The organism is Novosphingobium percolationis, from assembly GCF_020179425.1.
Taxonomy (GTDB): domain Bacteria; phylum Pseudomonadota; class Alphaproteobacteria; order Sphingomonadales; family Sphingomonadaceae; genus Novosphingobium; species Novosphingobium percolationis.
In genome coordinates this window covers 59,891-81,746 of sequence record NZ_JAILYM010000007.1, presented here as the reverse complement: position 1 = coordinate 81,746, position 21,856 = coordinate 59,891, and the positions used below count along the sequence as shown (strand labels likewise).

At 66.9% G+C, this 21,856-nt stretch carries 24 protein-coding genes, 1 tRNA gene and 1 other RNA gene; 10 read left to right on the top strand and 16 right to left on the bottom strand.

Annotated elements, in window-relative coordinates:
- Positions 1-47: 47 nt before the first annotated feature.
- Positions 48-236 (bottom strand): YgaP family membrane protein, encoded by a 189-nt coding sequence (locus tag K3A84_RS16935; RefSeq protein WP_225010589.1) that lies wholly within the window; start codon positions 234-236, stop codon positions 48-50.
- 80 nt (positions 237-316) lie between these two features.
- A tRNA-Val gene (locus tag K3A84_RS16930) sits at positions 317-391 on the bottom strand.
- A 90-nt stretch (positions 392-481) separates the two neighbouring features.
- On the opposite strand from K3A84_RS16930, the gene K3A84_RS16925 reads away from it, so the two are divergent.
- Entirely contained in the window at positions 482-790 is a 309-nt protein-coding gene (locus tag K3A84_RS16925) for a DUF3297 family protein (protein ID WP_225010587.1), read from the top strand.
- A 51-nt stretch (positions 791-841) separates the two neighbouring features.
- On the opposite strand, the gene K3A84_RS16920 is transcribed toward K3A84_RS16925, so the two are convergent.
- The gene (locus K3A84_RS16920) at positions 842-1,738 is read right to left on the bottom strand and encodes a LysR family transcriptional regulator (protein WP_225010586.1); all 897 of its coding nucleotides are present in this window, start codon (positions 1,736-1,738) and stop codon (positions 842-844) included.
- An 89-nt stretch (positions 1,739-1,827) separates the two neighbouring features.
- Between K3A84_RS16920 and K3A84_RS16915 the strand changes: the two genes are divergently transcribed.
- From K3A84_RS16915 to mmsB, 5 genes are all read left to right on the top strand, one after another.
- Positions 1,828-3,324 carry a CoA-acylating methylmalonate-semialdehyde dehydrogenase gene (locus tag K3A84_RS16915; RefSeq protein WP_225010584.1) on the top strand — a complete coding sequence of 499 codons (1,497 nt, stop codon included), beginning with the start codon at positions 1,828-1,830 and terminating at the stop codon, positions 3,322-3,324.
- 159 nt (positions 3,325-3,483) lie between these two features.
- Positions 3,484-4,626 carry an acyl-CoA dehydrogenase family protein gene (locus K3A84_RS16910; protein ID WP_225010582.1) on the top strand — a complete coding sequence of 381 codons (1,143 nt, stop codon included), beginning with the start codon at positions 3,484-3,486 and terminating at the stop codon, positions 4,624-4,626.
- Positions 4,623-5,669, top strand: coding sequence for an enoyl-CoA hydratase/isomerase family protein (locus tag K3A84_RS16905; RefSeq protein ID WP_225010580.1), 1,047 nt, complete (start codon positions 4,623-4,625; stop codon positions 5,667-5,669). Before K3A84_RS16910 ends, K3A84_RS16905 begins: the two co-directional genes overlap by 4 nt.
- Positions 5,666-6,448, top strand: coding sequence for an enoyl-CoA hydratase-related protein (locus tag K3A84_RS16900; RefSeq protein WP_225010579.1), 783 nt, complete (start codon positions 5,666-5,668; stop codon positions 6,446-6,448). Before K3A84_RS16905 ends, K3A84_RS16900 begins: the two co-directional genes overlap by 4 nt.
- A gap of 117 nt (positions 6,449-6,565) precedes the next feature.
- Positions 6,566-7,435: a 3-hydroxyisobutyrate dehydrogenase gene (mmsB, locus tag K3A84_RS16895; RefSeq protein WP_225010577.1), complete on the top strand. Its 870-nt coding sequence runs from the start codon at positions 6,566-6,568 to the stop codon at positions 7,433-7,435.
- A gap of 18 nt (positions 7,436-7,453) precedes the next feature.
- Here mmsB and K3A84_RS16890 read toward each other — a convergent pair whose 3' ends face one another.
- Positions 7,454-8,236 carry a CHAP domain-containing protein gene (locus K3A84_RS16890; protein ID WP_404823176.1) on the bottom strand — a complete coding sequence of 261 codons (783 nt, stop codon included), beginning with the start codon at positions 8,234-8,236 and terminating at the stop codon, positions 7,454-7,456.
- A gap of 124 nt (positions 8,237-8,360) precedes the next feature.
- Between K3A84_RS16890 and der the strand changes: the two genes are divergently transcribed.
- Complete coding sequence (gene der / locus K3A84_RS16885; protein WP_225010576.1) at positions 8,361-9,755, top strand: ribosome biogenesis GTPase Der; 1,395 nt, start codon at positions 8,361-8,363, stop codon at positions 9,753-9,755.
- Positions 9,756-9,762: 7 nt separating this feature from the next.
- Positions 9,763-10,188, top strand: coding sequence for a DUF983 domain-containing protein (locus K3A84_RS16880; RefSeq protein WP_225010575.1), 426 nt, complete (start codon positions 9,763-9,765; stop codon positions 10,186-10,188).
- 3 nt (positions 10,189-10,191) lie between these two features.
- Here the strand turns inward: K3A84_RS16880 and purU are convergent, their stop codons facing one another.
- From purU to K3A84_RS16850, 6 genes are all read right to left on the bottom strand, one after another.
- Positions 10,192-11,043, bottom strand: coding sequence for a formyltetrahydrofolate deformylase (gene purU / locus K3A84_RS16875; RefSeq protein WP_225010574.1), 852 nt, complete (start codon positions 11,041-11,043; stop codon positions 10,192-10,194).
- 77 nt (positions 11,044-11,120) lie between these two features.
- The gene (locus K3A84_RS16870; RefSeq protein ID WP_225010573.1) at positions 11,121-11,903 is read right to left on the bottom strand and encodes an SDR family oxidoreductase; all 783 of its coding nucleotides are present in this window, start codon (positions 11,901-11,903) and stop codon (positions 11,121-11,123) included.
- A 21-nt stretch (positions 11,904-11,924) separates the two neighbouring features.
- On the bottom strand, positions 11,925-12,473 hold the full coding sequence (locus tag K3A84_RS16865; RefSeq protein WP_225010572.1) for an NUDIX hydrolase: 549 nt from the start codon (positions 12,471-12,473) through the stop codon (positions 11,925-11,927).
- Positions 12,470-13,156: a TPM domain-containing protein gene (locus K3A84_RS16860; RefSeq protein WP_225010571.1), complete on the bottom strand. Its 687-nt coding sequence runs from the start codon at positions 13,154-13,156 to the stop codon at positions 12,470-12,472. Before K3A84_RS16860 ends, K3A84_RS16865 begins: the two co-directional genes overlap by 4 nt.
- Before the next feature lies 1 nt (position 13,157).
- Positions 13,158-13,949: a TPM domain-containing protein gene (locus K3A84_RS16855; RefSeq protein ID WP_225010569.1), complete on the bottom strand. Its 792-nt coding sequence runs from the start codon at positions 13,947-13,949 to the stop codon at positions 13,158-13,160.
- A gap of 25 nt (positions 13,950-13,974) precedes the next feature.
- A complete protein-coding gene (locus K3A84_RS16850) occupies positions 13,975-14,652 on the bottom strand; it encodes a LemA family protein (RefSeq protein WP_225010568.1) in 678 nt (225 codons plus the stop codon).
- A gap of 212 nt (positions 14,653-14,864) precedes the next feature.
- Here K3A84_RS16850 and mscL point away from each other — a divergent pair, with 212 nt between their 5' ends.
- Together mscL and ssrA are read left to right on the top strand one after the other, a co-directional pair.
- Positions 14,865-15,308 (top strand): large conductance mechanosensitive channel protein MscL, encoded by a 444-nt coding sequence (gene mscL / locus K3A84_RS16845; RefSeq protein ID WP_318248328.1) that lies wholly within the window; start codon positions 14,865-14,867, stop codon positions 15,306-15,308.
- A gap of 47 nt (positions 15,309-15,355) precedes the next feature.
- Positions 15,356-15,721: a transfer-messenger RNA gene (gene ssrA / locus K3A84_RS16840) on the top strand.
- 50 nt (positions 15,722-15,771) lie between these two features.
- Here ssrA and K3A84_RS16835 read toward each other — a convergent pair.
- From K3A84_RS16835 to K3A84_RS16810, 6 genes are all read right to left on the bottom strand, one after another.
- The gene (locus tag K3A84_RS16835; protein ID WP_225010567.1) at positions 15,772-16,026 is read right to left on the bottom strand and encodes a hypothetical protein; all 255 of its coding nucleotides are present in this window, start codon (positions 16,024-16,026) and stop codon (positions 15,772-15,774) included.
- Positions 16,027-16,207: 181 nt separating this feature from the next.
- Positions 16,208-17,245, bottom strand: coding sequence for an arginine N-succinyltransferase (locus tag K3A84_RS16830; RefSeq protein ID WP_225010566.1), 1,038 nt, complete (start codon positions 17,243-17,245; stop codon positions 16,208-16,210).
- A 7-nt stretch (positions 17,246-17,252) separates the two neighbouring features.
- Complete coding sequence (locus tag K3A84_RS16825) at positions 17,253-18,458, bottom strand: hydrolase (protein ID WP_225010564.1); 1,206 nt, start codon at positions 18,456-18,458, stop codon at positions 17,253-17,255.
- Between the two features lie 42 nt (positions 18,459-18,500).
- A complete protein-coding gene (rsmA, locus tag K3A84_RS16820) occupies positions 18,501-19,322 on the bottom strand; it encodes a 16S rRNA (adenine(1518)-N(6)/adenine(1519)-N(6))-dimethyltransferase RsmA (protein ID WP_225010563.1) in 822 nt (273 codons plus the stop codon).
- Entirely contained in the window at positions 19,319-20,320 is a 1,002-nt protein-coding gene (gene pdxA, locus K3A84_RS16815; RefSeq protein ID WP_225010561.1) for a 4-hydroxythreonine-4-phosphate dehydrogenase PdxA, read from the bottom strand. Before pdxA ends, rsmA begins: the two co-directional genes overlap by 4 nt.
- A gap of 45 nt (positions 20,321-20,365) precedes the next feature.
- Positions 20,366-21,772, bottom strand: coding sequence for a peptidylprolyl isomerase (locus K3A84_RS16810; protein WP_225010560.1), 1,407 nt, complete (start codon positions 21,770-21,772; stop codon positions 20,366-20,368).
- Positions 21,773-21,856: the final 84 nt, after the last annotated feature.

Genomic DNA, 21,856 nt, shown 5'->3' with positions numbered 1-21,856 from the left:
GGGCTATGCCGCCGCGCTTGCGTCGATGCAAGCGCGGGGCGGTGCCATCATGAATGCAGGCGATAGTCGATCCGCAACAACTGGTAGAGCGGGCAATAGCCGAATGCTGCGCTGGCGAGCGGCACCAGCCCCAGCCACGCCCACTTCGCGCCCGGAACGAGCAGGGCGAGCGCAACCAGCGCGACACCGAGGATGATGCGGATGAGCTTGTCGTAACCGACCACGTTGCGGTCCATCGGGTATGTCTCCTTGCTGGAGACGCCCCATCGCCATTTCCGCGAGGCCTGCCTTGATCGAGGTCAAGGAGGGGAGGAAATGGTGGGCGCGACAGGGATTGAACCTGTGACCCCACCCGTGTGAAGGGTGTGCTCTACCGCTGAGCTACGCGCCCGCTCCCGCCGTGTTTGCGGGGCAGGGGCGCGCCTCTATCCCGGCTCGCTTCGATTGACAAGTGGGGTGGGCAAGATATTTGCCGCTTCCCATGACCGACGAAACCACCACTCCGCCCGCAGCTCCGGCCTCTGGCGCCGATGTGCCGCCCGATCACCTCGCCATCAATCCGCGCAGCCCGTTCTTCGATGCGGACAAGCTGAGCCGCGGCATCGGCATCCGCTTCAAGGGCGTGGTCCGCAACAATGTCGAGGAATACTGCATTTCCGAAGGCTGGGTGCGCGTGCAGGCGGGCAAGACCATGGATCGCAAGGGCAACCCGCTGACGCTCAAGCTGAGCGGCCCGGTCGAAGCCTGGTACGAAGATCTGGGCGAAGACGCGCCGGTCGCCAAGGCCTGACGGACTCTCTGTCCTCCCCGCTTGCGCCTTCGACGATGGCGGGGAGAATTTCTAATGCGGCAGCAGCCGTCCCCTTTCGCGCGCGGCGAGCGCGGTCAGCCAGTCCTTGAAGGCGCGCACGCGGGCGAGGTTGTGCGTGTCCTTGTGTGTCACCAGCCAGAAGCTGCGGGTGATTCGGCTTTCGGGCAGGACCGGGACCAGCCACTTGTCCGCATCGCCGATGAAGCACGGCAGCACGCCGATCCCCGCGCCCGCCGCGATCAGGCGGTGCTGGGCATTGATCGAGCTTGAGCGCACCGTGGCCGACAGGTCCGGCTCGATTTCCGCCAGATAGCGCAGCTCGGGCGCATAGAGCAGGTCGGGGATATAGCCGACAAGGCGATGCCCTTGCGCGAGATCCGCTGGCCGTTCGGGCATCCCGCGCCGCGCGAGATAGCCGCGCGTGGCGTAAAGCCGAAGCGTGTAGTCCGACAGCTTGCCCGCGATCACCGGACCTGCGCGCGGGCGCGACAGAGTGACGGCAAGGTCGGCCTCGCGCTTCGATGGGCTGAGGAATCCCGAGTTCGCCACCAGATCGACCATCAGGCGCGGGTTGGCGTCGATGAAGGCGGGCAGCGCGGGCGCGACGATCCAGCTGGCGAAGCCTTCGGACAGGCTGACGCGCAGCAGACCCGCCGGGCCCCCGCCGGTCGCGGCGTGTTCGGCGATGCGGCTGGCGGCCTGCTCCATCGCCTCGACTTCGGCGAGCATGGCCTCGCCCGCTTCGGTCAGCACCTGGCCCTCGCGCGTCTGTTCGAACAGCGTGGCGCCCGCGCGCGCCTCCAGCCGGCGCAGGCGGCGGCCGATGGTGGTGGCATCCACGCCCATCGCGGCGGCGGCGCGCGCCAGCTGCCCGTGACGGGCCACGGCCAGGAAGGCCTGAAAGTCGTTCCAATCGGGGACCTGCATAATTGCAGGTGAACCTCGCATTTTACTGCGTTGCTTGCAACCGCGTCGGGGTGCAGGAAGCGCCGGCATCAGCACAGGAGAGGATTTCCATGCGCCTCATCGACCATTTCATCGTCGGCGGTTCCGGCGGCGAGCCCGCCCGCAAGGGTGACGTTTTCGATCCCAACAATGGCGGCGTGCAGGCGCAGGTCGCGCTCGGCACCGCCGAAACGCTCGAACGCGCCGTGCAGGCCGCGCTTAAGGCGCAGCCCGCCTGGGCCGCGACCAACCCGCAGCGCCGCGCCCGCGTGATGTTCCGCTTCAAGGAACTGGTCGAAGCCAACATGGACGAGCTGGCGCGCACGCTGTCGGCCGAACACGGCAAGGTCATCGCCGATTCGAAGGGCGATATCCAGCGCGGGCTCGAAGTCGTCGAGTTCGCCTGCGGCCTGCCGCACGTGATGAAGGGCGAATATACCCACGGCGCGGGCCCCGGCATCGACGTCTACTCGACGCGCCAGCCGATCGGCATCGGCGCGGGCATCACCCCGTTCAACTTCCCCGGCATGATCCCGCTGTGGATGAGCGCCATCGCCATCGCCACCGGCAACGCCTTCATCATCAAGCCGTCGGAGCGCGATCCTTCGGTTCCGGTGCGCCTTGCCGAGCTGTTCATCGAAGCCGGCCTTCCCGAAGGCATCTGCCAGGTCGTCCACGGCGACAAGGAAATGGTCGACGCGATCCTCGACCACCCGGCGATCGGCGCGATCAGCTTCGTCGGCTCGTCCGACATCGCGCACTACGTCTACAACCGTGGCGTGGCCGCCGGTAAGCGCGTGCAGGCCATGGGCGGCGCCAAGAACCACGGCATCGTCATGCCCGACGCCGATCTCGACCAGGTCGTCAACGACCTGTGCGGCGCGGCTTTCGGTTCGGCTGGCGAACGTTGCATGGCGCTCCCCGTCGTCGTTCCCGTGGGCGAGGAAACCGCCGAAAAGCTCAAGGCCAAGCTGATCCCCGCGATCAATGCCCTGCGCGTCGGCGTGTCGACCGATCCCGAAGCGCACTACGGTCCGGTCGTGACCCAGGCGCACAAGGAAAAGGTCGAAGCGTGGATCTCGAAGTGCGTCGATGAAGGCGGCGAGCTGGTGATCGATGGTCGTGGCTTCACGCTGCAGGGCCACGAGAACGGCTACTTCGTCGGCCCGACGCTGATCGACCACGTCACCGCCGACATGGACAGCTACCATAACGAGATCTTCGGCCCGGTCCTCCAGATCGTCCGTGCCAAGAACTTCGAGGAAGCGCTCGAGCTGCCGAGCAAGCACCAGTACGGCAACGGCGTCGCCATCTTTACGCGCAACGGCCATGCCGCGCGGGAATTCGCAGCGCGCGTCAATGTCGGCATGGTCGGCATCAACGTGCCGATCCCGGTGCCGGTCGCATACCACACCTTCGGCGGCTGGAAGCGGTCTGCCTTCGGCGACACCAACCAGCACGGCATGGAAGGCGTCAAGTTCTGGACCAAGGTGAAGACCGTGACCCAGCGCTGGCCCGACGGTTCGCCCGACGGCGGCAACGCCTTCGTCATCCCGACCATGGGCTGATGCAAGAAACGGCCGGGCGTGCAAGCGCCCGGCCCTTTTGCACGATATTGCTGGATATCCGTCATCACCCAAGGGTGAGGCTGGACAGTCGCAAGGCGCAGGCATAGGCGCGAAAGCGGCAATTCAAGCGGGCGGTTAAGCCGCCAAGGGGAAGGACTTATGACCGATCAGTTCGCGCTGACCGAAGACCAGATCGCCATCCAGGACATGGCGCGCCGTTTCACCGCCGATGCGATCACCCCGTTCGCCGCGCAGTGGGACGAAGACCACACCTTCCCGCGCGAAACGATCAAGGCCGCGGCCGAGCTGGGCTTCGCCGCGATCTATGTCAGCGAGGAATCGGGCGGCATCGGCCTTGGCCGTCTGGAAGCCGCGCTGATTATGGAAGCCATGGCCTATGGCTGCCCGGCGACGAGCGCGTTCATCTCGATCCACAACATGGCGTCGTGGATGATCGACTGCTTTGGCGGGGACGAGATCAAGGGCCGCTATCTCCCGCAGCTCGTGACCATGGACAAGATCGCCAGCTACTGCCTGACCGAACCCGGCTCGGGTTCGGACGCGGCGGCGCTCAAGACCACGGCGCGGCTGGACGGCGACCACTACGTCGTCAACGGCACCAAGCAGTTCATCTCTGGCGGCGGCGTCAACGATATCTACGTCACGATGGTCCGCACCGGCGATGACAGCGCGCGCGGCATTTCGTGCCTCGTCATCGACAAGGACATGGACGGCGTCAGTTTCGGCGCGCCGGAACGGAAGCTCGGCTGGAATGCCTCGCCGACCGCGCAAGTGATCTTCGACAACGTGCGCGTGCCCGTGGCCAACCGCGTCGGCGCCGAAGGCGATGGCTTCAAGTTCGCGATGGCAGGCCTCGATGGCGGGCGCCTCAACATCGGCGCCTGCTCGCTGGGCGGTGCGCAGCGCTGCCTCGATGAAGCGGTCCAATACGTCAAGGATCGCAAGCAGTTCGGCAAGTCGATCGCTGAATTCCAGAACACCCAGTTCCAGCTGGCCGACATGGCGACCGATCTCGAAGCGGCCCGCGCGCTGCTCTATCTCGCCGCCGCCAAGGTGACGCAGGGCGCGCCCGACAAGACGCGTTTTTCGGCCATGGCCAAGAAGCTCGCCACCGACAACGGCTCGCAGATCGTCGACCAGGCGCTGCAGATGTTCGGCGGCTATGGCTACCTGCGCGACTATCCGATCGAACGCTTCTGGCGCGACCTGCGCGTCCACCGCATCCTCGAAGGCACCAACGAGGTCATGCGCATGATCGTGGGAAGGGACCTGCTCAAGTGACAGATGATCTTCTGGTAAGGCACGAGGGCGCGGTGGGCGTGCTTTCGCTCAACCGTCCCAAGGCGATCCATGCGCTGAACCTCGACATGGTCCACGCCATGGTCGCCGCGATGCAGGGCTGGCAGGGTGACGATGCGGTTCAGGCCATACTGATCGACCACAGCGAGGGCCGCGGCTTCTGCGCCGGGGGCGACATCGCCTTCCTGCGCAATTCGGCGTTGAACGACGGCGGCGTTTCGGGCCGCAAGTTCTTCCATGACGAATACCAGCTCAACCACCTGATCCAGAGCTACGTCAAGCCCGTGGTCGCGTTCATGGACGGGATCACCATGGGCGGCGGTGTCGGCATTTCCGGCCCCGCGCAGTATCGCGTGGCGACCGAGGCGACGCGGCTTGCGATGCCCGAAACCGGCATCGGCCTGTTTCCCGACGTGGGCGGCGGCTGGTATCTCTCGCGGCTCAAGGGCCGACTGGGGCAGTACCTTGCGCTGACCGGCGCGCGGCTCGATGGTGCGGAATGCGTGTGGGCAGGCCTTGCCACGCACTATCTGCCGGCCGAGAACGTGGCCGAGGCCAAGGCGCGCATCGCCGCCGATCCGGCTGCGATCCCGACCATCCTGCGCGAACTGTCGGCAGTGCCGCCCGCCGCCAAGATCGCGGCGCACGCCGACGAAATCGAGCGCCTGTTCGCCTCCGACCGCTATGAGGACATCCTCGCCGCGCTGGAGGCCGATGGCAGCGACTTCGCTGCTGCGACGCTGGCCAGCCTTGCCACGAAGAGCCCGCAGACCTGCAAGGTCGCGCTGCGCCAGCTGGCCGACAGCCTGAAGTGCGCCGACTTTGCTGCGAACATGGTGATGGAATACCGCATCGCCAGCCGCGTCCTGACCCGCCCCGACTTTGCCGAGGGCGTGCGCGCGGTGATCGTGGACAAGGACAACGCGCCCAAGTGGGACCCGGCCACCCCCGAAGGCGTGACCGACGAACTGATCGACAGCATCTTCGCGCCGCTGGGCGCTACCGAGGAATGGAAACCGCTATGACCTACGAGACGATCCTCGTCGAACAGAAGGGTGCCGTCACCCTCATCACGCTCAACCGTCCGGCTTCGCTCAATGCGCTCAATTCGCAGGTGCTGGGCGAACTGATCGACGCCTTCGCCGCGTTCGAGGCTGATGCCTCGCAGGGTTGCGCGGTTCTGACCGGCGCGGGCGAAAAGGCCTTCGCGGCGGGCGCCGACATCAAGGAAATGGCCGACAAGCCTGCGGCCGACTTCTACAACGAGGACTTCTTCTCGAAGTGGACCAGCCACCTCGTCAAGACCACGCGCAAGCCGTGGATCGCGGCGGTCAACGGCTTTGCGCTGGGCGGCGGTTGCGAGCTGGCGATGATGGCCGACTTCATCATCGCGTCTGAAAACGCCAAGTTCGGCCAGCCCGAGATCAAGCTGGGCGTTGCTCCGGGCATGGGCGGCTCGCAGCGCCTGACCAAGGCCGTGGGCAAGGCCAAGGCGATGGACATGTGCCTGACCGGCCGCATGATGGATGCCGCCGAGGCCGAGCGTTCGGGCCTCGTCACCCGCGTCGTGCCGCTCGCCGATCTGCTGGACGATGCGCTCAAGACTGCCGCCGTGATTGCCGCCATGCCGCCGATGGCCGCCAAGGTGAACAAGGAAATGGTCAACGCCGCGTTTGAGACCACGCTCGACCAGGGCCTGCTGTTCGAGCGCCGCGCGTTCCAGATCCTCACCGCCAGCGAGGACAAGGCCGAAGGGATGAAGGCCTTCATCGAGAAGCGCCCCGGCGTCTTCAAGGGCCGGTAAGGCACCGACCAGTCCCCCTCCCGCATGCGGGAGGGGCCAGGGGTGGGCAGGTTCCCACCCATCATTTCGGGAGACGGCCCAGCCCCGGCCCTCCCGCCAGCGGGAAGGGAGTTCCCCATGAAGATCGCATTCATCGGCCTTGGCAACATGGGCGGCGGCATGGCCGCGAATCTCGTCAAGGCAGGCCATGAAGTCCACGCCTTCGACCTGTCGGCGGACGCGCTCGCCAAGGCAGCCGAAAACGGCTGCGCCACCTTCACCACCGTGCCCGAGGCCGTTTCCGGCGTCGATGCGGTTGTGACCATGCTGCCCAATGGCGGCATCGTGAAGGCCGTCTACACCGCCGACGTGATCGGCAAGGCGCCCAAGGGCGCGCTGTTCCTCGATTGCTCGACCATCGACCTTGCCACCGCGCGCGAAGTGGCGGCACTGGCTGTTGATGCCGGGTATGAAATGGCCGACGCGCCGGTTTCGGGCGGCATCGCCGCGGCCAACGGCGGCACGCTGACGTTCATGGTCGGCGCTACGGACGCCACGTTCGAGAAGGCCAAGACCGTGCTGGAGCCGATGGCCAAGGCCGTGATCCACGCGGGCGAGGTGGGCGCGGGCCAGGTTGCCAAGATGTGCAACAACATGCTGCTGGCGATCCACATGATCGGCACCTGCGAAGCGCTGGCGCTGGCCGAAAAGGCCGGGCTCGATCCGCAGAAGTTCTACGAGATCTCGTCGAAGTCGACGGGCTATTGCTGGTCGCTCAACGACTACACGCCTGCCCCCGGCATCGGCGCGGCGAGCCCCGCCGACAACGGCTATGCGGGTGGCTTCGCTTCGGCGCTGATGCTGAAGGATCTCAAGCTCGCCATGGAAGGCGCGGCCACCGCCGGTGCGACCGTGCCGATGGGCGAACACGCCAAGGCGATCTACGAAGCCTTCGTGGAAGCGGGCAACGGCGGCAAGGACTTCGGCGCAATCTTCACGACTCTGTGATCAGGGGGCTCTGAAAGTTCAGCGCATCCGGGCGGCGATGATGCGCCCGATCGGATCGTCGGAAAGCGACCGCGCCCCCTTGGGTGCGGTCGTTTTTGTTGGCGCTGTCGGCGCGGCATAGGCCAGCATCTGGCGCACCGGCTTCGGCCTCGCCCGCGCGGACGCATCGGTGACGATCCCCGCCAGGAAGTCCGAACCGATCTGCGAGCGGTAGGGCGCGCGGTCCAGCGCGGCGGGCAGCGAGGCCGAGGCCAGCACCACCGGCTTGTCCGTGGTCCTGACGCGCTCGTTGTAGATGAAGCCGTTGACCGGCCAGTGCGTGGTGCCCAGATCGCCCAGCGGCGCGTACCACACGCGCACTTCGCTCCAGTCGTTGCCGGGCGAGACGTCGATCGCGCGGACGTTGTCCTCGATCTGGCCGCGCCGCCCGTCGATCGGCGACCAGTTGGCGTGGCGCAGCAGCACGGTGCGGCGATCGATCACGCGGGCCACCGCCGCGACATGGCCGAGGCGCATGGCGCCATGCGGCGCAAAGCTCATCACCGCGCCGACCTTGGGACGCGTGCCGCGCACGTACTGGCCCTCGGCCTGGTCCCACCAAGTCCACGCATCGCCGTAGAGCGCGATTCCGGAAACCTGCCGGGCGTAGGGCACGCATTGCAGATAGGCGTCCGCGCCGTCGGTGATTCCCGCATCGGCATCGGAAACCGAAATATCGAGCGAGCGGGCCATCGCGCCCGGCCCGATCCCTGCGCCCAGCGTTGCCGCCAGCAGCAATGTCGCCTCTTTCCAACCCCGCATGGCCCAAGTCCTGCCCCGTGGATGGTTGCAGAGGCTATAGCTTAAATGGTTAACAAAATCCTGCAATGCTCGGGAAAGTCCGCGCGCGCTTGCGTTCGGCGCGCATAAGGGCCACGGGAAGGCCATGCGTCCCCAGGTCATCATCATCGGTCGCCCGAACGTCGGCAAGTCCACCATCTTCAACCGTCTGGTGGGCAAGAAGCTCGCGCTCGTCGACGACCAGCCCGGAGTCACCCGCGACCGGCGCTTCGGCGATGCCACGCTGCTCGGGCTGGATTTCACCATTGTCGATACGGCGGGCTGGGAAGATCTCGACCCCACCACCCTGCCTGGCCGCATGCGCCAGCAGACCGAAGCGTCGCTGGTCGGCGCCGACGTCGCGCTGTTCGTGATCGACGCGCGCGCCGGGGTGACCCCGCTCGACGAGGAAATTGCCCGTTATCTGCGCCAGAGCACGGTGCCGATCGTGCTGATGGCCAACAAGGCCGAGGGGCGCTCGGGCGATCCGGGGTTCTACGAGGCCTTTGCGCTGGGCTTTGGCGAACCGGTCGCGTTCTCCGCCGAACACGGCCAGGGTCTGGCCGACCTGTTCGAAGCGCTGCGCCCGCTGATCGAGGCCAAGCAGGACGACGAGGACGACGACATCGCAGCCGATGCCGGTGAGGGCGAGGAGGAGTTCGACCCCGAATCGGTGCTCAAGCTCGCCATCGTCGGTCGCCCGAACGCCGGCAAGTCGACGCTGATCAACAAGCTGCTCGGCGAGGACCGCCTGCTGACCGGGCCGGAAGCGGGCATTACCCGCGATTCGATCGCGATCGACTGGCAGTGGTTCGATCCCGAGCGCGAGGCCTATCGCCCGGTCCGGCTGATCGACACGGCGGGCATGCGCAAGAAGGCGCAAGTGGTCGACAAGCTGGAGAAGATGTCGGTCGCCGATGCGCGCCATGCCATCGATTTCGCCGAAGTGGTCGTGCTGGTGCTCGATGCGACGCGCGGGCTCGAACACCAGGATCTCAAGATCGCCTCGATGGTGCTTGAAGAAGGTCGCGCGCTGATGATCGCGATCAACAAGTGGGACATCGCCGAAGACCCCTCGGGACTGTTCCAGGGCATCCGTGCCGCGCTTGAGGATGGCCTTGCGCAAGTGCGCGGGGTGCCGCTGCTGGCGATCTCGGGCCGCACCGGCAAAGGCCTCGACGATCTCCTCAAGGCCGCGTTCGAGATCAGGGCCGCGTGGTCCAAGCGCGTGCCGACCGCTGCGCTCAACCGCTGGTTCGACGATGCGCTCGCCGCCAATCCACCGCCTGCCCCCGGAGGTCGCCGTATCAAGCTGCGCTACATCACGCAGGCCAAGACTCGCCCGCCGGGCTTCGTGCTGTTCGGTACGCGGCTTGATCAGCTGCCTGAAAGCTATCGCCGCTACCTCATCAACGGCATCCGCCGCGAACTGGGTTTCGATGCGGTGCCGATCCGGCTGACGCTGCGCAGCCCCAAGAACCCCTTCGCCGACAAGAAGTAGGCCCCCCATGCCCGAAACCGCCCTGCCGTTGCCCGCCTCGTCGCTGCCACGCACGCTCGGCGCGGCGCTGGGACGGGGGCTGCAGGGCCAGTGCCCGCGTTGCGGGGGTACGCATCTGTTCGACGGCTTCGTCAAGCCGGTCGAGCGCTGCCGCCTGTGCGGGCAGGACTGGACGCTGCACGCGGCTGACGATTTTCCGGCCTATCTCGCAATTCTGATCACCGGGCACGTCATGGCCCCGATCATCATCGCGCTGGGGCTGAACACGGACATGTCGCTGGCTGCGATGATGGGGGCGGTGGGGCTGATGGCGCTGGTGCTGCTGATCGGCCTGCTGCGCCCGGCCAAGGGCGCGATCATCGCCTTCCAGTGGTGGATGGGGATGCACGGCTTTGCCGCCCGTCCGGGACGGCGCGAGGCCGTCTCCGAATAGCATTCAGCTCTTGAACACCACCGTCTTGCTGCCGTTGATCAGCGCGCGGTCGTCAAGATGCAGGCGCACCGCCTCGGCCAGCACGCGGCGTTCGATGTCTCGCCCCTTGCGCACCAGATCCTCGGGCGTGTCGGCATGGCTGACGGTTTCGACATCCTGATGGATGATCGGCCCTTCGTCGAGGTCCGCCGTCACGTAGTGCGCCGTGGCGCCGATCATCTTCACCCCGCGCGCGTGCGCCTGGTGATAGGGCTTGGCGCCCTTGAAGCTGGGCAGGAACGAATGGTGGATGTTGATGCAGCGCCCCGACAGGAAGCGCGCCAGATCGTCCGACAGGATCTGCATGTAGCGCGCCAGCACCACCAGTTCGGCACCCGTCTCATCGACGATGCGCTTCACTTCGGCTTCCTGTTGCGGCTTGGTGTCCTTGGTGATCGGCAGGTGGTGATACGGCAGGTCGCCGAACAGCGAGACATTCAGCGCTTCGAGCGGGTGGTTGCCGATGATCGCGACGATCTGCATCGGCAATTCGCCGATGCGTGCGCGATAGAGCAGGTCGCCCAGGCAATGGTCGAACTTGCTGACCATCAGCACGACGCGGCGCTTCACCGATGTATCGCGCAAGGACCAGTCCATACCCAGGCTCGCTGCCATCGGCGCGATCGCCCCGTGCATCGCTTCCAGCCCCGCCTCGGCGGCAAAGACCACGCGCATGAAGAAGCGGCCGGATTCGACATCGTCGAACTGCTGCGCCTCGAGGATGTTGGCGCCCGCCTGGAACAGGCAGCCGGTCACCTTGGCGACGATGCCGGGGCGGTCGTCGCAGGAAAAGGTCAGGATCAGGGGCGCAGGCATGAAGTATGGGTTCCCGTCTTGCGGGGGCGCTCATAGGGCAGCGGCGGGGGTTGGCCAACCCCCGCCAAGGCGCGGCGTCACATCGCCGAAATGCCGCCGTCGAGTTTCAGCTCCGCGCCGGTCATGAAACGGCTCTCGTCGCTGGCAAGGTAGAGCACGCCGTTGGCGATGTCCTGCGGAGCGCCCACGCGGCCCAGCGGGATCTGGCGCGCCAGCTTGCCCATCACCACGTCCTTGTCGAGATTGGCGTTGGTGGCGATGCCATCGAGGATCGGCGTGTCGACGAACGTCGGGTGGACCGAGTTGCAGCGGATGTCCCAGCCGCGCTTGGCGCAATAGAGCGCGACCGACTTGCTCAGCATCCACACCGCCGCCTTGCTGGCGTTGTATCCGGGCATGGTGTCCGACGCGATCAGGCCCGCGATCGAGCTGATGTTGACGATCGAGCCGGGCTGGTTCTCCTTCATCACCGGCAGCGCCTTCTGGCAGCCGAGGAACACCGAATCGACGTTGATGGCAAAGCCGCGCCGCCAGTCTTCCAGCGTCGCAGTCTCGATGTTGCCGCGCACGCCCACGCCCGCATTGTTGACCAGCACCGACAGCCCGCCGAGCTTGTCCTGCGCCATGGCGATGGCCGCATCCCAGTCCTCGGGGCTGGTCACGTCGTGCTGCATGGCAAATGCGGTGCCTTCGCCCAGCTCGGCGTTGATCGCGGCGGCCTGCGTGGCAGCGCCTTCGCCGTTGATGTCGGTCAGCAGAACGCGCGCACCCTCGCGCGCCAGCGTCCAGGCGTGCGCCGCGCCAAGCCCTTGCGCCGCGCCGGTCACCAGCGCCTTCTTGCCCTCAACCCTGCCTGCCATGTTGTTCCTCTCCGTTCGTTCTTATCGTAGTTCGGGAATGCGTGCTCCCAGCAGCATCAGCATCCGCACGTCAATGCCGTATCCGGCCGCGCGCTTATCGGCGAGGAAGTCGTCCAACCCCGCCAACGGCACGCGGTGAACGGTGATGCCTTCGCCTTCGGTGCCGCCACCTTCGCCGACCTTCACCAGATCGTGCGCGCGGAACATCGTGAAGCTTTCGGTGACCATGCCCGGCGAAGAATGGAACTCGCCCAACGATTCCATGCGCCCTGCGCGATATCCGGTCTCCTCCTCCAACTCGCGCGCGGCGGCGATGACAGCATCCTCGTCCTCGCTGCCTTCCACGTCGCCGATCAGCCCGGCGGGCATCTCGATCGAAGGCTTGCCCAGCGGCACGCGGAACTGTTCGACCAGGATGACGTGGCCTGCCTCGATGGCGAGGATCACCGCCGCACGGATATTGCGCGTGCGGCTGACGTATTCCCAGCGCCCGCGCGTCTTGGCGGCGATGAACCGGCCCTCCCAGCGAATCTCTTCGGGCTGGCTGGTGAATTCTTCTTCAAGGCTCATACTTCGATCAATCGGTCCGGAAGTTCGTTGGTGTCGTCGCCCGCGCGCGGGAAGTGTGCGGCAAGCACCGCGCCCACCTGCTCGACGCCGGCAATCATGCCGTCGGCCACGCGGCCCTCGCGCAAGTGATCCAGCATGGCGTGCATGGCATCGCCCCACACTTCGGGCGCGACCTTGGCGGCGATCGCCTCGTCGGCGATGATCTCGGCGCGGTGTTCGGCAAGCGACAGGTAGATCAGGATGCCGGTGCGCCCGGTGGTGCGGCTCTGCGCGCCGACGCGGAAGCAGGTGAGCGCGCGGGCGTGGACCCGCGCCGCCTTGACCGGCTTGGGCGTGAGCCACAGCCGCAACGGAAACCACGCCATGAGCAGCAACATGCCGAGGAACTTGAGCGTTGCCACCGTCAGCGCAAGCCCCAGCACGGCGCGCGGCGTCCAGTCGCTCGCCCACAGCCCCAGCACCCGATCGACCAGCGCGATATAGAAATCGGGCGCCAGTTCGAGCGCGGCCAGCGCCAGCAGCGCAACGAACGCGCTCCATCCCAGCGCCACGTCGCGATAGATGTCGGAGCGCGGGGTGACGATGGTGACGATCTCACCCGCGCTGGCCAGCTCCGCCTGCGTGACGGCAGCGGCAACGCGCGCGCGGTCACGGTCGGTCAGGGCCTGTTCGGTCAGCGCCATGTCACCAGTCCCCCGACGATCCGCCGCCGCCGAAGCTGCCGCCGCCGCCCGAAAAGCCGCCGCCACCCCCCCAGCTGCTGCCGCCACCACTGCCCCAATCCGATCCGCCGCCCCAGCCGCCGGTGGGGAAGATCATCACGCCGGGGCTGCGGCCATAGCGTCGCCCGCCGCCGCGCATCGCGCGCAGGAATGGCAGGACGAAGAAAAAGAAGAACACGAACAGGAAGACCACCGTGCCGAAATCGAACTTCGGCTCGCTCGCCTTCTTCTGCTGGCTGCCTGCTGCTTGCGCCACCTTGCGGGCCTCGTCGTCGGGCAGTTTCAGTTGCGCGATCAGCTGGTCGGTCGCCGCATCGATGCCCCCGGCATAGTCGCCAGCCTTGAAGCGCGGCACGATCTCGCGGCTGATGATCACGCTCGACAGCGCGTCGGTCAGGATGCCTTCAAGGCCATAGCCGACCTCGATCCTCACCTTGCGCTCGTTCGGCGCGACGATCAGCAGTGCGCCGTCGTTGCGCCCCTTGTCGCCAATCCCCCAGGCGCGGCCCAGCCGGTAGCCATAGTCCTCGATCTCGTAGCCTTCGAGGCTGGGCAGCGTGACCACCACCAGCTGGCGCTGCGATTGCTGCTCCAGCCCGGCGAGCTTGGCATCGAGCGCGGCGACCTGTTCGGGCTTGAGCAGGTGCGCTTCATCGACCACGCGGCCGGTCAGCTTGGGGAACGTCTGCGCAAAAGCGGGGCCAGCCATGCAGGCCAGCGCCGCCATCACGATGAGGACAAGGCGCTTGAGCATCGCCGGGGCGCTCCGGGCGCGCCCCTTACTGCCCCGCCGCCTTGCTCGCCGCTGCCGCCGCGTTGTCGTTGGCGGGCGCTGCAGCCGGAGCCGCCGGGCCGTCGAAGCTGACCGCAGGCGCGGTGTCAGCGCCCGGCGTCGTCGCTTCGAACGGGATCATCGGCTTGGCGCCGTAGATCACCTTGGCGCCGATGATCGCGGGGAAGGTGCGGATCGTGGTATTGTAGTCCTGCACGGCCTGGTTGTAGTCGCGCCGTGCCACCGCGATGCGGTTCTCGGTGCCTTCAAGCTGGCTCTGCAGCGCAAGGAAGTTCTGGTTCGACTTGAGGTCGGGATACGCCTCGACCGACGCGAGCAGGCGGCCAAGCCCCGCCGAAAGCTGGCCCTGCGCCGCCTGATACTGCGCCATCTTGGCCGGGTCGGTGACGTCGGCGGCGGAAATCTGCACGCTAGTCGCCTTGGCGCGCGCCTCGGTCACCTTGGTCAGCGTGTCCTGCTCCTGCTTGGCATAGCCCTTCACCGTCGCGACGAGGTTCGGGATCAGGTCCGCGCGGCGCTGGTACTGGTTCTGCACGTCGGCCCACTTGGCCTTGGCGTTTTCTTCCGACGTGGGGATCGAATTGACGCCGCAGGCGGACAGGCCCGCCGCAGCGGCGGCGACAAACGCGAAGCGGGTAAGGCGCGACAGGAAGGAAGCAACCATGGCTTTGATATGTCCTCTCGGGCGTCGGCGTGGGCCGACCATCGAAGCGGCAATGTAGCGAAGGGCAGGGGCGGTTCAAGGCCAGCCATGAATCGTCACATCGCGTTCATCGGCAAGGGTCCGATCTGCAACCTGATCCACCTTGTCGCGTTGCCCCGCGAGTGGCAAGCAAGGAGGTGCTAAGGATGATGACCAGAGGGGAGCAACGGGTCATGGGGATGATGCACGAATTCAAGACCTTCATCGCGCGCGGCAACGTACTCGACCTCGCCGTCGGCGTGATTATCGGCGGTGCGTTCGGCAAGATCGTCACCTCGCTGACCGAAAGCGTGATCATGCCGCTGGTCGGTTTCATCACCGGCGGGGTGGATTTCACCCGCTTCTTCGTCCGCCTCGGCCCGATCCCGGCGACGTTCAAGGGTGACGCCACCAGCTATGCCGAGCTGAAGGCGGCGGGCGTGCCGATGATCGGCTATGGCGACTTTATCACGCAAGCCGTCAACTTCGTGATCGTTGCGTTCATCATCTTCCTGATCGTCAAGGCCGCCAACCGCCTGGTCGAGAGGCCGAAGGAAGAAGCGCCCGCTGCGCCCGTCGGCCCCAGCGAAGTCGAACTGCTGACCGAGATCCGCGATGCGCTGAAGGCGCGTGGCTGACCGCTTCTGCGACAAAAACGGACGTATACAGGGGCGGCGCAATACCGCCCCTTTTCATTTGGATCAGGCCCCCTATATGGGACGTGCCGGTTTCGACCGGCTATGATGATAAATTGCGGCGTGCAATAGGCACAGCGGACCCGGGGGCGGTACCCGGCGGCTCCACCATCACCACCGGCTGAGACAGGCCGGGCCTTGTTGTCGCAAGGGTGTTGATGGGGCCGAACTAGGATCGACGTGTGTTGAAAAGCGTTGTTTTCATCCGGGCTGAGTAACCCGTTCAAGGCTCAAAACTCACAAGTGCCAACGACAACGAAGCACTTGCTCTCGCGGCGTAATCCGACGGCTTAACGGCCTGATCTTACAAAGCTAGAGCACGGTTCGGACCGAACCGGGTAACAGAATCGGAAACCGGGGGCTGGGGGCGAGCCCAGCAACAGAATCGCCCTATTTTCCCTATATCTCAGGTGTCCCCGCCAACAAGCGCCCGCGCGCGGTCCTTGTCAGCCTGTTCGTAGCGCAGCGCGTCGAGGATCTTGGCGCCCGCCATGAACACCGCGCCAGTGCAGGCGAGGAACAGCAGTCGACCGCCAAAACCTGGATATTGCGTAAGATAGACGCTGCCCCGTTCCACCGCGCCCAGGGCCAGCGCGTAGATGATCGCGAAGGCCTCGAACCGGCTCTTGATCAGGAACAGACGCGCAATCTTGCCCAGCATGGGGGAGTCCTCTTCTAGTCCCGATCCCGTCGCAACCATCGTGCCAGACGGGGAATCGCGGGGCCTTCGTTGGTTAACCGCGCGGTCACTGTAAATCGCGGCGACACCTCATGCCAACAGGCTTGGGGGTGCATAGCCGATTGAACTAGGTAATGACCGCAGGGGTTCCCCGCGTGGCGATTCAGCGCCGCACGTGCCAGACCGTGTCGCCCGCGCCGACACCCAGGTTCGCGGCGGCAATGGGATCGAGCGCCAGTCCTTCGTCGCCCTCGCCGATCTCGGCAAAGCAGCAGCGGAAATCGGCAAGCCGGCCCGTGGCGACCAGCGCCTTCCGGGCTGCGCCCGTGCCTTCGGGCGCGCGAATATGGGCGACCTGCGCGGCTTTCGATCCGCTGATCGATTCCACCCGGTCGGTCCGCGCAGTCATCGTCGGGCCGCCGTCGAAGATGTCGACATAGCCCTCGTGCGCGAAGCCTTCCTCCTCCAGCATCCGCATCGCCGCGCGTCCGGAAGGATGGGGCAACCCGATCGCGCTGCGGGCAATGTCGGGCAGCATGGCGATGTAGACCGGATGCTTGGGCATCAGGTCGGCGATGAACTGGTGGCCGTTGATCGCGTTGAAGTAGTCCGCTTCCTGGAAGTTCATCCCGAAGAACCGCCCCGCTACGCCGTCCCAGAACGGCGATCCCCCGCGCTCGTCGATCACCCCGCGCAATTCGGCGAGGATGCGGTCGGAGAAGCGCTTGCGGTGCATGGCGATGAACAGATAGCGGCTGCGCGCCAGCAGCATTCCGAGGCCTCCTGCGCGCTCCGAAGGATGCAGGAACAGCCCGCCCACTTCGCTCGATCCTTCCAGATCGGTGACGAGGTTGAGCATCTCGGCGCGGAAGGTGCGGTTCAGCTCCTTCGAATGCTGGGTCAACGTGGCGATGCGATAGGAATAGAACGGCCACTGCTGGCCCACGCGCGTGAAGATCTGCGCGGTGCCGCGCACTTCGCCGGTCTGTGTGTCCTCCAGCACCAGCACGAACAGTTCGTCCTTGGGTGTGTTGGGATCGCCTTCCTCGAGGTTGGCATAGGCCTGCGCCGAGCGTTCCAGCTTGGCGGTCAGCGCCTTGCGGTCGGGCGGCAGGTTGGTGAAGCCGCCCCCGGTCAGCTTGGCCATCTCGTAGAGGTGCTGCAGGTCGTCGGGCCGCGCGGCGCGGATGCGATGAGTCATGGTGTTGTTATTCCCCTCCCGAAAGTCGGTGCAGCACAAGCGCCGACAGCGCCGCGCGTTCGGCCAGCGAGGCCGTGATCAGGTATTCCGCCGGCGAATGGATCGCCCCGCCGCGCACGCCCATCGTATCGACCACCGGCACGCCATGCGCGGCGATATTGTTGCCATCGCACACGCCGCCTGCCGCCTGCCAGCGGATCGGCTGGCCCAGCGCCGCACCGCATTCGCGCACCAGCCCGAACAGCGCCTCGGCCTTGGCGTCGAGCGGCTTGGGCGGGCGCGTGACGCCGCCGTGGAGGTGGATCGACACTTCGTGCGCCGCTTCGATGGTCGCGATCAGCGTGGCCAGTTCGTTCGCAAAGGCGTCGGCCAGCTCCGGGGTGCGGGGGCGCACGTTGAAGCGCAGGATCGCGTGATCGGGCACCACGTTGTTGGCGCTACCGCCGTCGATCCGCGCGGGGTTGATGCTCAGGCCATCGCGCACCGCGTCGCGCAAGGCGAGCGCCAGCGCGGCCGCCGCCACGATCGCATTGCGCCCGTCCTGCGGGTTGCGCCCGGCGTGGGCGCTGCGCCCGGTGATCACCGCGCTGTAGTTGCCGCTGCCCGGCCGCGCGCCCGCCAAGGTGCCATCGGGCAGGGCGGAGGGTTCATACGTCAGCGCCGCCGCCTTGCCGCGCGCCAGCGCCGCGATCAGGGCTGCGGACGAAAGGCTGCCGGTCTCCTCGTCCGAATTGATCATCACGTCATAGCCGACGCTTGCCGCCACCGGGCTGCGCTCGAACGCGGTCAGCGCGGCAAGGATCACCGCGATCCCGCCCTTCATGTCGGCCACGCCCGGCCCGCCCAGCACGCCTGGCTCCAGCCAGGTCAGCGACTGGAAAGGATGGTCGGCAGGATAGACCGTGTCCATGTGCCCGGTCAGCAGGTAGCGGCGGCTGGCCTCGGGGCGCACTGACAGCACCAGATGCCGCCCGTGGTCGAGCGCGATCCGCGCGCCGTCCGCGGCCACGGCCTCGACTGGCGCTGCCTCCGCCAGCCGCACTTCGCCCGGCAGTGCCGCAAAGGCGTCGGCCAGCAGCGCCGCCTGTTGCGCAAGTCCCGCAAGGTTGCGCGTACCGGTATTGATCGTGCACCAGCGTTCGACCTGCGCCAGCATGGGCGCTGCCTCGATCGGCATCAGCAAGGCCTGTTCGGCAGCGGAAAGCTGTTTCATCCGCAACCGTCTAGCGCGCCCGGAGCGCGGGGTGAACCCCTGCTACTTCGTCAGTACGCGCGCGATGGCCACGAACTCGTCCACATCCAGCGTCTCGGCGCGACGCTGCGGGTCGATCCCCAGCGTTTCGAGCGCGTCCAATGCGCCGGGCAGGCCCTTCAGCGACTGGCGCAGCATCTTGCGGCGCTGGCCGAACGCGGCCTCGGTCACGCGCTCCAGCATCCGCGCCGATACGCCCTCGGGCATCGTGCCGGGCTCTACATGGATGATCGCCGACATCACCTTGGGCGGCGGCGTGAAGGCGCTGCGGTGGACTTTCATCGCAATGCGCGGGGTGCTGCGCCACTGCGCCAGTACGGCAAGGCGGCCATAGGCATCCGAGCCCGGACGCGCGATGATGCGCTCGGCGACTTCGAGCTGGAACATCAGCGTCAGCGAACGCCACTGCGGCGGCCAGTCCTGCCCGGAAAGCCAGCCCGTGAACAGCATCGTGCCGACGTTGTAGGGCAGGTTCGCCGCGACGTGCCACGGTTCGTCGAACAGCGTGGCGGGGTCGATCTTGGTCGCATCGCCCTCGATCACGCGCAACTGGCCGGGAAAGGCCTCGGCCAGTTCGGCGAGCGCTGGCAGGCAGCGCTTGTCCATCTCGATCGCGGTCACGTTCGCGCCCGCACGCAGCAGTGCACGGGTAAGGCCGCCGGGGCCGGGGCCGACTTCCAGCACGCTCTGCCCTTTGAGCTTGCCGGGCACTGTCGCAATGCGGCTGAGCAGTTGCTCGTCGAACAGGAAGTTCTGGCCCAGCGCCTTCGTGGCGATCAGGCCGTAACGATTGACGACATCGCGAAGCGGGGGAAGCTCGGTCATGCGGCGTGCCTCCGGTTGGCGCATTCGCCCGCCATGCGGATCGCCGCGACCGTCGCGCCGGGCCGCGCGGTGGCGGTGCCGGCAATGGCGAAGGCGGTGCCGTGATCGGGCGAGGTCCGCACGATCGGCAGGCCGAGCGTGACGTTGACGCCCTCGTCGAAATCGAGCGCCTTGATCGGGATCAGCGCCTGGTCATGGTACATGCAGATCGCCACGTCATAGGTCGCGCGCGCGGCGGGATGGAACATCGTGTCCGCAGGCAGCGGCCCGCGCGCATCGATCCCCTGCGCCTGCAAGGCCGCGACGGCGGGCGCGATCAGCGCCGCGTCCTCGTACCCCATGCGCCCGTCCTCGCCCGCGTGCGGGTTGAGGCCCGCGACGGCAAGCCGGGGTGCGGCGATGCCATAGTCGCGCACCAGCGCCCGCGCGGCGATGGCCGACCGGCGCTCGATCAGCGCGGCGGACAACAGCCCCGGCACGGCGGACAGCGCGATGTGGACCGTTACCGGCACGACGCGCAGGCTCGGGCCTGCGAGCATCATCACCGCGTCTTGGGCGGCGATGCCGCAGGCGGCGGCGACGAACTCGGTCTGCCCCGGATGGTCGAAGCCCACGCGTGCGAGGCGGCTCTTGGCGATCGGCCCGGTCACCAGCGCCCCGGCATGGCCTTCGCGCACCAGCCGCGTCGCCTCGGTCAGCGCCGCCAGTGCCAGCGCCGCGCCCGCATCGTCGGGCACGCCGGGCGTGTAGTCGATGTCGCCAAGGTCCAGCACCGGCAGCGCCTGATCGAACACGGCGGCGGCTTCGTGGGCTGCGGTGATCGCGCGTACCTTGATGTGCAAGCCGCGCCTGCGCGCCGCCTTCTCCAGCACGCGCTTTGAGCCGACGACAAAGAACGGCGGCAGGTTGGCCGTCCCGCTCAGCGCCCAGGCGGCGCAGGCGAGTTCGGGACCGACCCCGGCAGGGTCGCCAATGCTGACAGCGAGCGGCTGGATCATGGCTCCCCGCCTAGCGCCGAAGCGCGTCGGCGGGAAGAGTGCCGATCAGTCGTATTCGATCACCGCGTCGCGGCGCAGGTCGCGCAGGTAGGTCTGGGCGCGCTTGTTGACGCGCTCGTCCTCCATCTGGGCCTGCAACTGGTCGAAGTTCGGGCCCGAAGTCTCCTTGGGATCGTCGCGACCGCACAGCAGCAGCACGCGCACGCCGTCTTCCACCGAGCCGAACGGCGGCGTCGCTTCGCCAACCGACAGCTTCAGCAGCATGTCCTGCAGTGCAGGCGGCAGGTCGCGCGCCTTGATCTGGTCGTTGGCAACGATCGTCGCGCCCAGCTTGGCCGAAGCCGCTTCCGCCTCGCCGCAGCCGTGGATGTCCTTGACCGCGCTGGCGAAGGTGGCGGCCTTGGTGGTCGCGTCCTTTTCGGCGATGCCCTTGGGGAAGGTGATCGAGATCTGCTTGAGGCTGAGCAGCGCATCGCGCGGATCGGCGGTCAGCACCTGGCGCTTGTCGATCAGGTAGAGGATCGAAAAACCGCCGCTGACCGGGATCGGGCCGACCAGCTGGCCCGCGCTCATCTGCCCGGCCGCCACGGCCAGTTCGGCCGGAAGCTGCGCCAGCTTGATCCAGCCTAGGTCACCGCCGACCGCCGCGGTCGACGCCTCGGAGAACTGGCGGGCATAGGCGACGAAGCTGCCGCCCTGCTTCAGCTGGTCGACGATCTTCTGGGCATTCGCTTCGACAGCTGTGCGGTTCTGGTCGTTGGCCGAGAGGTAGATCTCGCCGATGCGATATTCCTCGGTGCCCTTGGCCGCCTTGAGGCGGTCCATCATTTCCTTCACTTCTTCGTCCGAGACGTTGATGAAGGGCTGCACGTTGCGGCGCAGCAGGCGCTGCCAGGCCATCTCGCCCTTGATCTGGCGCTTGAGCGAAGCCCCCGACGAGCCGATCCCGGCGAGGTACTTGTCGAGCGCGGCGACGTCCTTGCCGAAGTTCTGCTGCGCGACGCGGGTGTAGCTGTCCATCACCTCTTCGTCGGGAATGTCGATGTCGGCGGCCTTGGCCTCCTGGATCTGCAGCGTCTCGTCGATCAGGTTGCGCAGCACCTGCAGGCGCAGGCGGTCCATTTCCTCCGGGTTCACCTTGCCGCCATTGGCGTTGACGATCAGCGCCAGGCGCTGGTCGATGTCGGTGCCGGTGATGATCTCGCCGTTCACGACCGCCGTTGCGCGGCGCACGTTGGGATCGCTCTTGCCGAAGATGCGCGGATTGGCGGGAATGTTGAGCGCGCCGCTGGCGCCCGAAGGTCCTTCGACAGCGTCCGGCGCGCCCGCCTGCGCATGGGCGATCCCGCCTGCGATCGGCGTGGCGACCATCGCCGCCACCCCCAGCATCAGCGCGGGACGACGGAAGGTGGAAAAGCCGATCGGGGCAAGCAGGCGGAAACTACGCTTCATGGCAATCGCAACATCCTGTCGATGGGGCGAAGGCTTGCGCCTGCCCTTGTCGTTTCACCCGCAGATCGGCTCCATTCGCTGAAC

What these genes read in the sequence shown, in the direction of transcription:
- K3A84_RS16935 (WP_225010589.1), bottom strand. Translation starts at nt 236, where the DNA reads ATGGACCGCAACGTGGTCGGTTACGACAAGCTCATCCGCATCATCCTC.
- K3A84_RS16925 (WP_225010587.1), top strand. Translation starts at nt 482, where the DNA reads ATGACCGACGAAACCACCACTCCGCCCGCAGCTCCGGCCTCTGGCGCC.
- K3A84_RS16920 (WP_225010586.1), bottom strand. Translation starts at nt 1,738, where the DNA reads ATGCAGGTCCCCGATTGGAACGACTTTCAGGCCTTCCTGGCCGTGGCC.
- K3A84_RS16915 (WP_225010584.1), top strand. Translation starts at nt 1,828, where the DNA reads ATGCGCCTCATCGACCATTTCATCGTCGGCGGTTCCGGCGGCGAGCCC.
- K3A84_RS16910 (WP_225010582.1), top strand. Translation starts at nt 3,484, where the DNA reads ATGACCGATCAGTTCGCGCTGACCGAAGACCAGATCGCCATCCAGGAC.
- K3A84_RS16900 (WP_225010579.1), top strand. Translation starts at nt 5,666, where the DNA reads ATGACCTACGAGACGATCCTCGTCGAACAGAAGGGTGCCGTCACCCTC.
- mmsB (WP_225010577.1), top strand. Translation starts at nt 6,566, where the DNA reads ATGAAGATCGCATTCATCGGCCTTGGCAACATGGGCGGCGGCATGGCC.
- K3A84_RS16890 (WP_404823176.1), bottom strand. Translation starts at nt 8,236, where the DNA reads ATGCGGGGTTGGAAAGAGGCGACATTGCTGCTGGCGGCAACGCTGGGC.
- der (WP_225010576.1), top strand. Translation starts at nt 8,361, where the DNA reads ATGCGTCCCCAGGTCATCATCATCGGTCGCCCGAACGTCGGCAAGTCC.
- K3A84_RS16880 (WP_225010575.1), top strand. Translation starts at nt 9,763, where the DNA reads ATGCCCGAAACCGCCCTGCCGTTGCCCGCCTCGTCGCTGCCACGCACG.
- purU (WP_225010574.1), bottom strand. Translation starts at nt 11,043, where the DNA reads ATGCCTGCGCCCCTGATCCTGACCTTTTCCTGCGACGACCGCCCCGGC.
- K3A84_RS16870 (WP_225010573.1), bottom strand. Translation starts at nt 11,903, where the DNA reads ATGGCAGGCAGGGTTGAGGGCAAGAAGGCGCTGGTGACCGGCGCGGCG.
- K3A84_RS16865 (WP_225010572.1), bottom strand. Translation starts at nt 12,473, where the DNA reads ATGAGCCTTGAAGAAGAATTCACCAGCCAGCCCGAAGAGATTCGCTGG.
- K3A84_RS16860 (WP_225010571.1), bottom strand. Translation starts at nt 13,156, where the DNA reads ATGGCGCTGACCGAACAGGCCCTGACCGACCGTGACCGCGCGCGCGTT.
- K3A84_RS16855 (WP_225010569.1), bottom strand. Translation starts at nt 13,949, where the DNA reads ATGCTCAAGCGCCTTGTCCTCATCGTGATGGCGGCGCTGGCCTGCATG.
- K3A84_RS16850 (WP_225010568.1), bottom strand. Translation starts at nt 14,652, where the DNA reads ATGGTTGCTTCCTTCCTGTCGCGCCTTACCCGCTTCGCGTTTGTCGCC.
- mscL (WP_318248328.1), top strand. Translation starts at nt 14,865, where the DNA reads ATGGGGATGATGCACGAATTCAAGACCTTCATCGCGCGCGGCAACGTA.
- K3A84_RS16835 (WP_225010567.1), bottom strand. Translation starts at nt 16,026, where the DNA reads ATGCTGGGCAAGATTGCGCGTCTGTTCCTGATCAAGAGCCGGTTCGAG.
- K3A84_RS16830 (WP_225010566.1), bottom strand. Translation starts at nt 17,245, where the DNA reads ATGACTCATCGCATCCGCGCCGCGCGGCCCGACGACCTGCAGCACCTC.
- K3A84_RS16825 (WP_225010564.1), bottom strand. Translation starts at nt 18,458, where the DNA reads ATGAAACAGCTTTCCGCTGCCGAACAGGCCTTGCTGATGCCGATCGAG.
- rsmA (WP_225010563.1), bottom strand. Translation starts at nt 19,322, where the DNA reads ATGACCGAGCTTCCCCCGCTTCGCGATGTCGTCAATCGTTACGGCCTG.
- pdxA (WP_225010561.1), bottom strand. Translation starts at nt 20,320, where the DNA reads ATGATCCAGCCGCTCGCTGTCAGCATTGGCGACCCTGCCGGGGTCGGT.
- K3A84_RS16810 (WP_225010560.1), bottom strand. Translation starts at nt 21,772, where the DNA reads ATGAAGCGTAGTTTCCGCCTGCTTGCCCCGATCGGCTTTTCCACCTTC.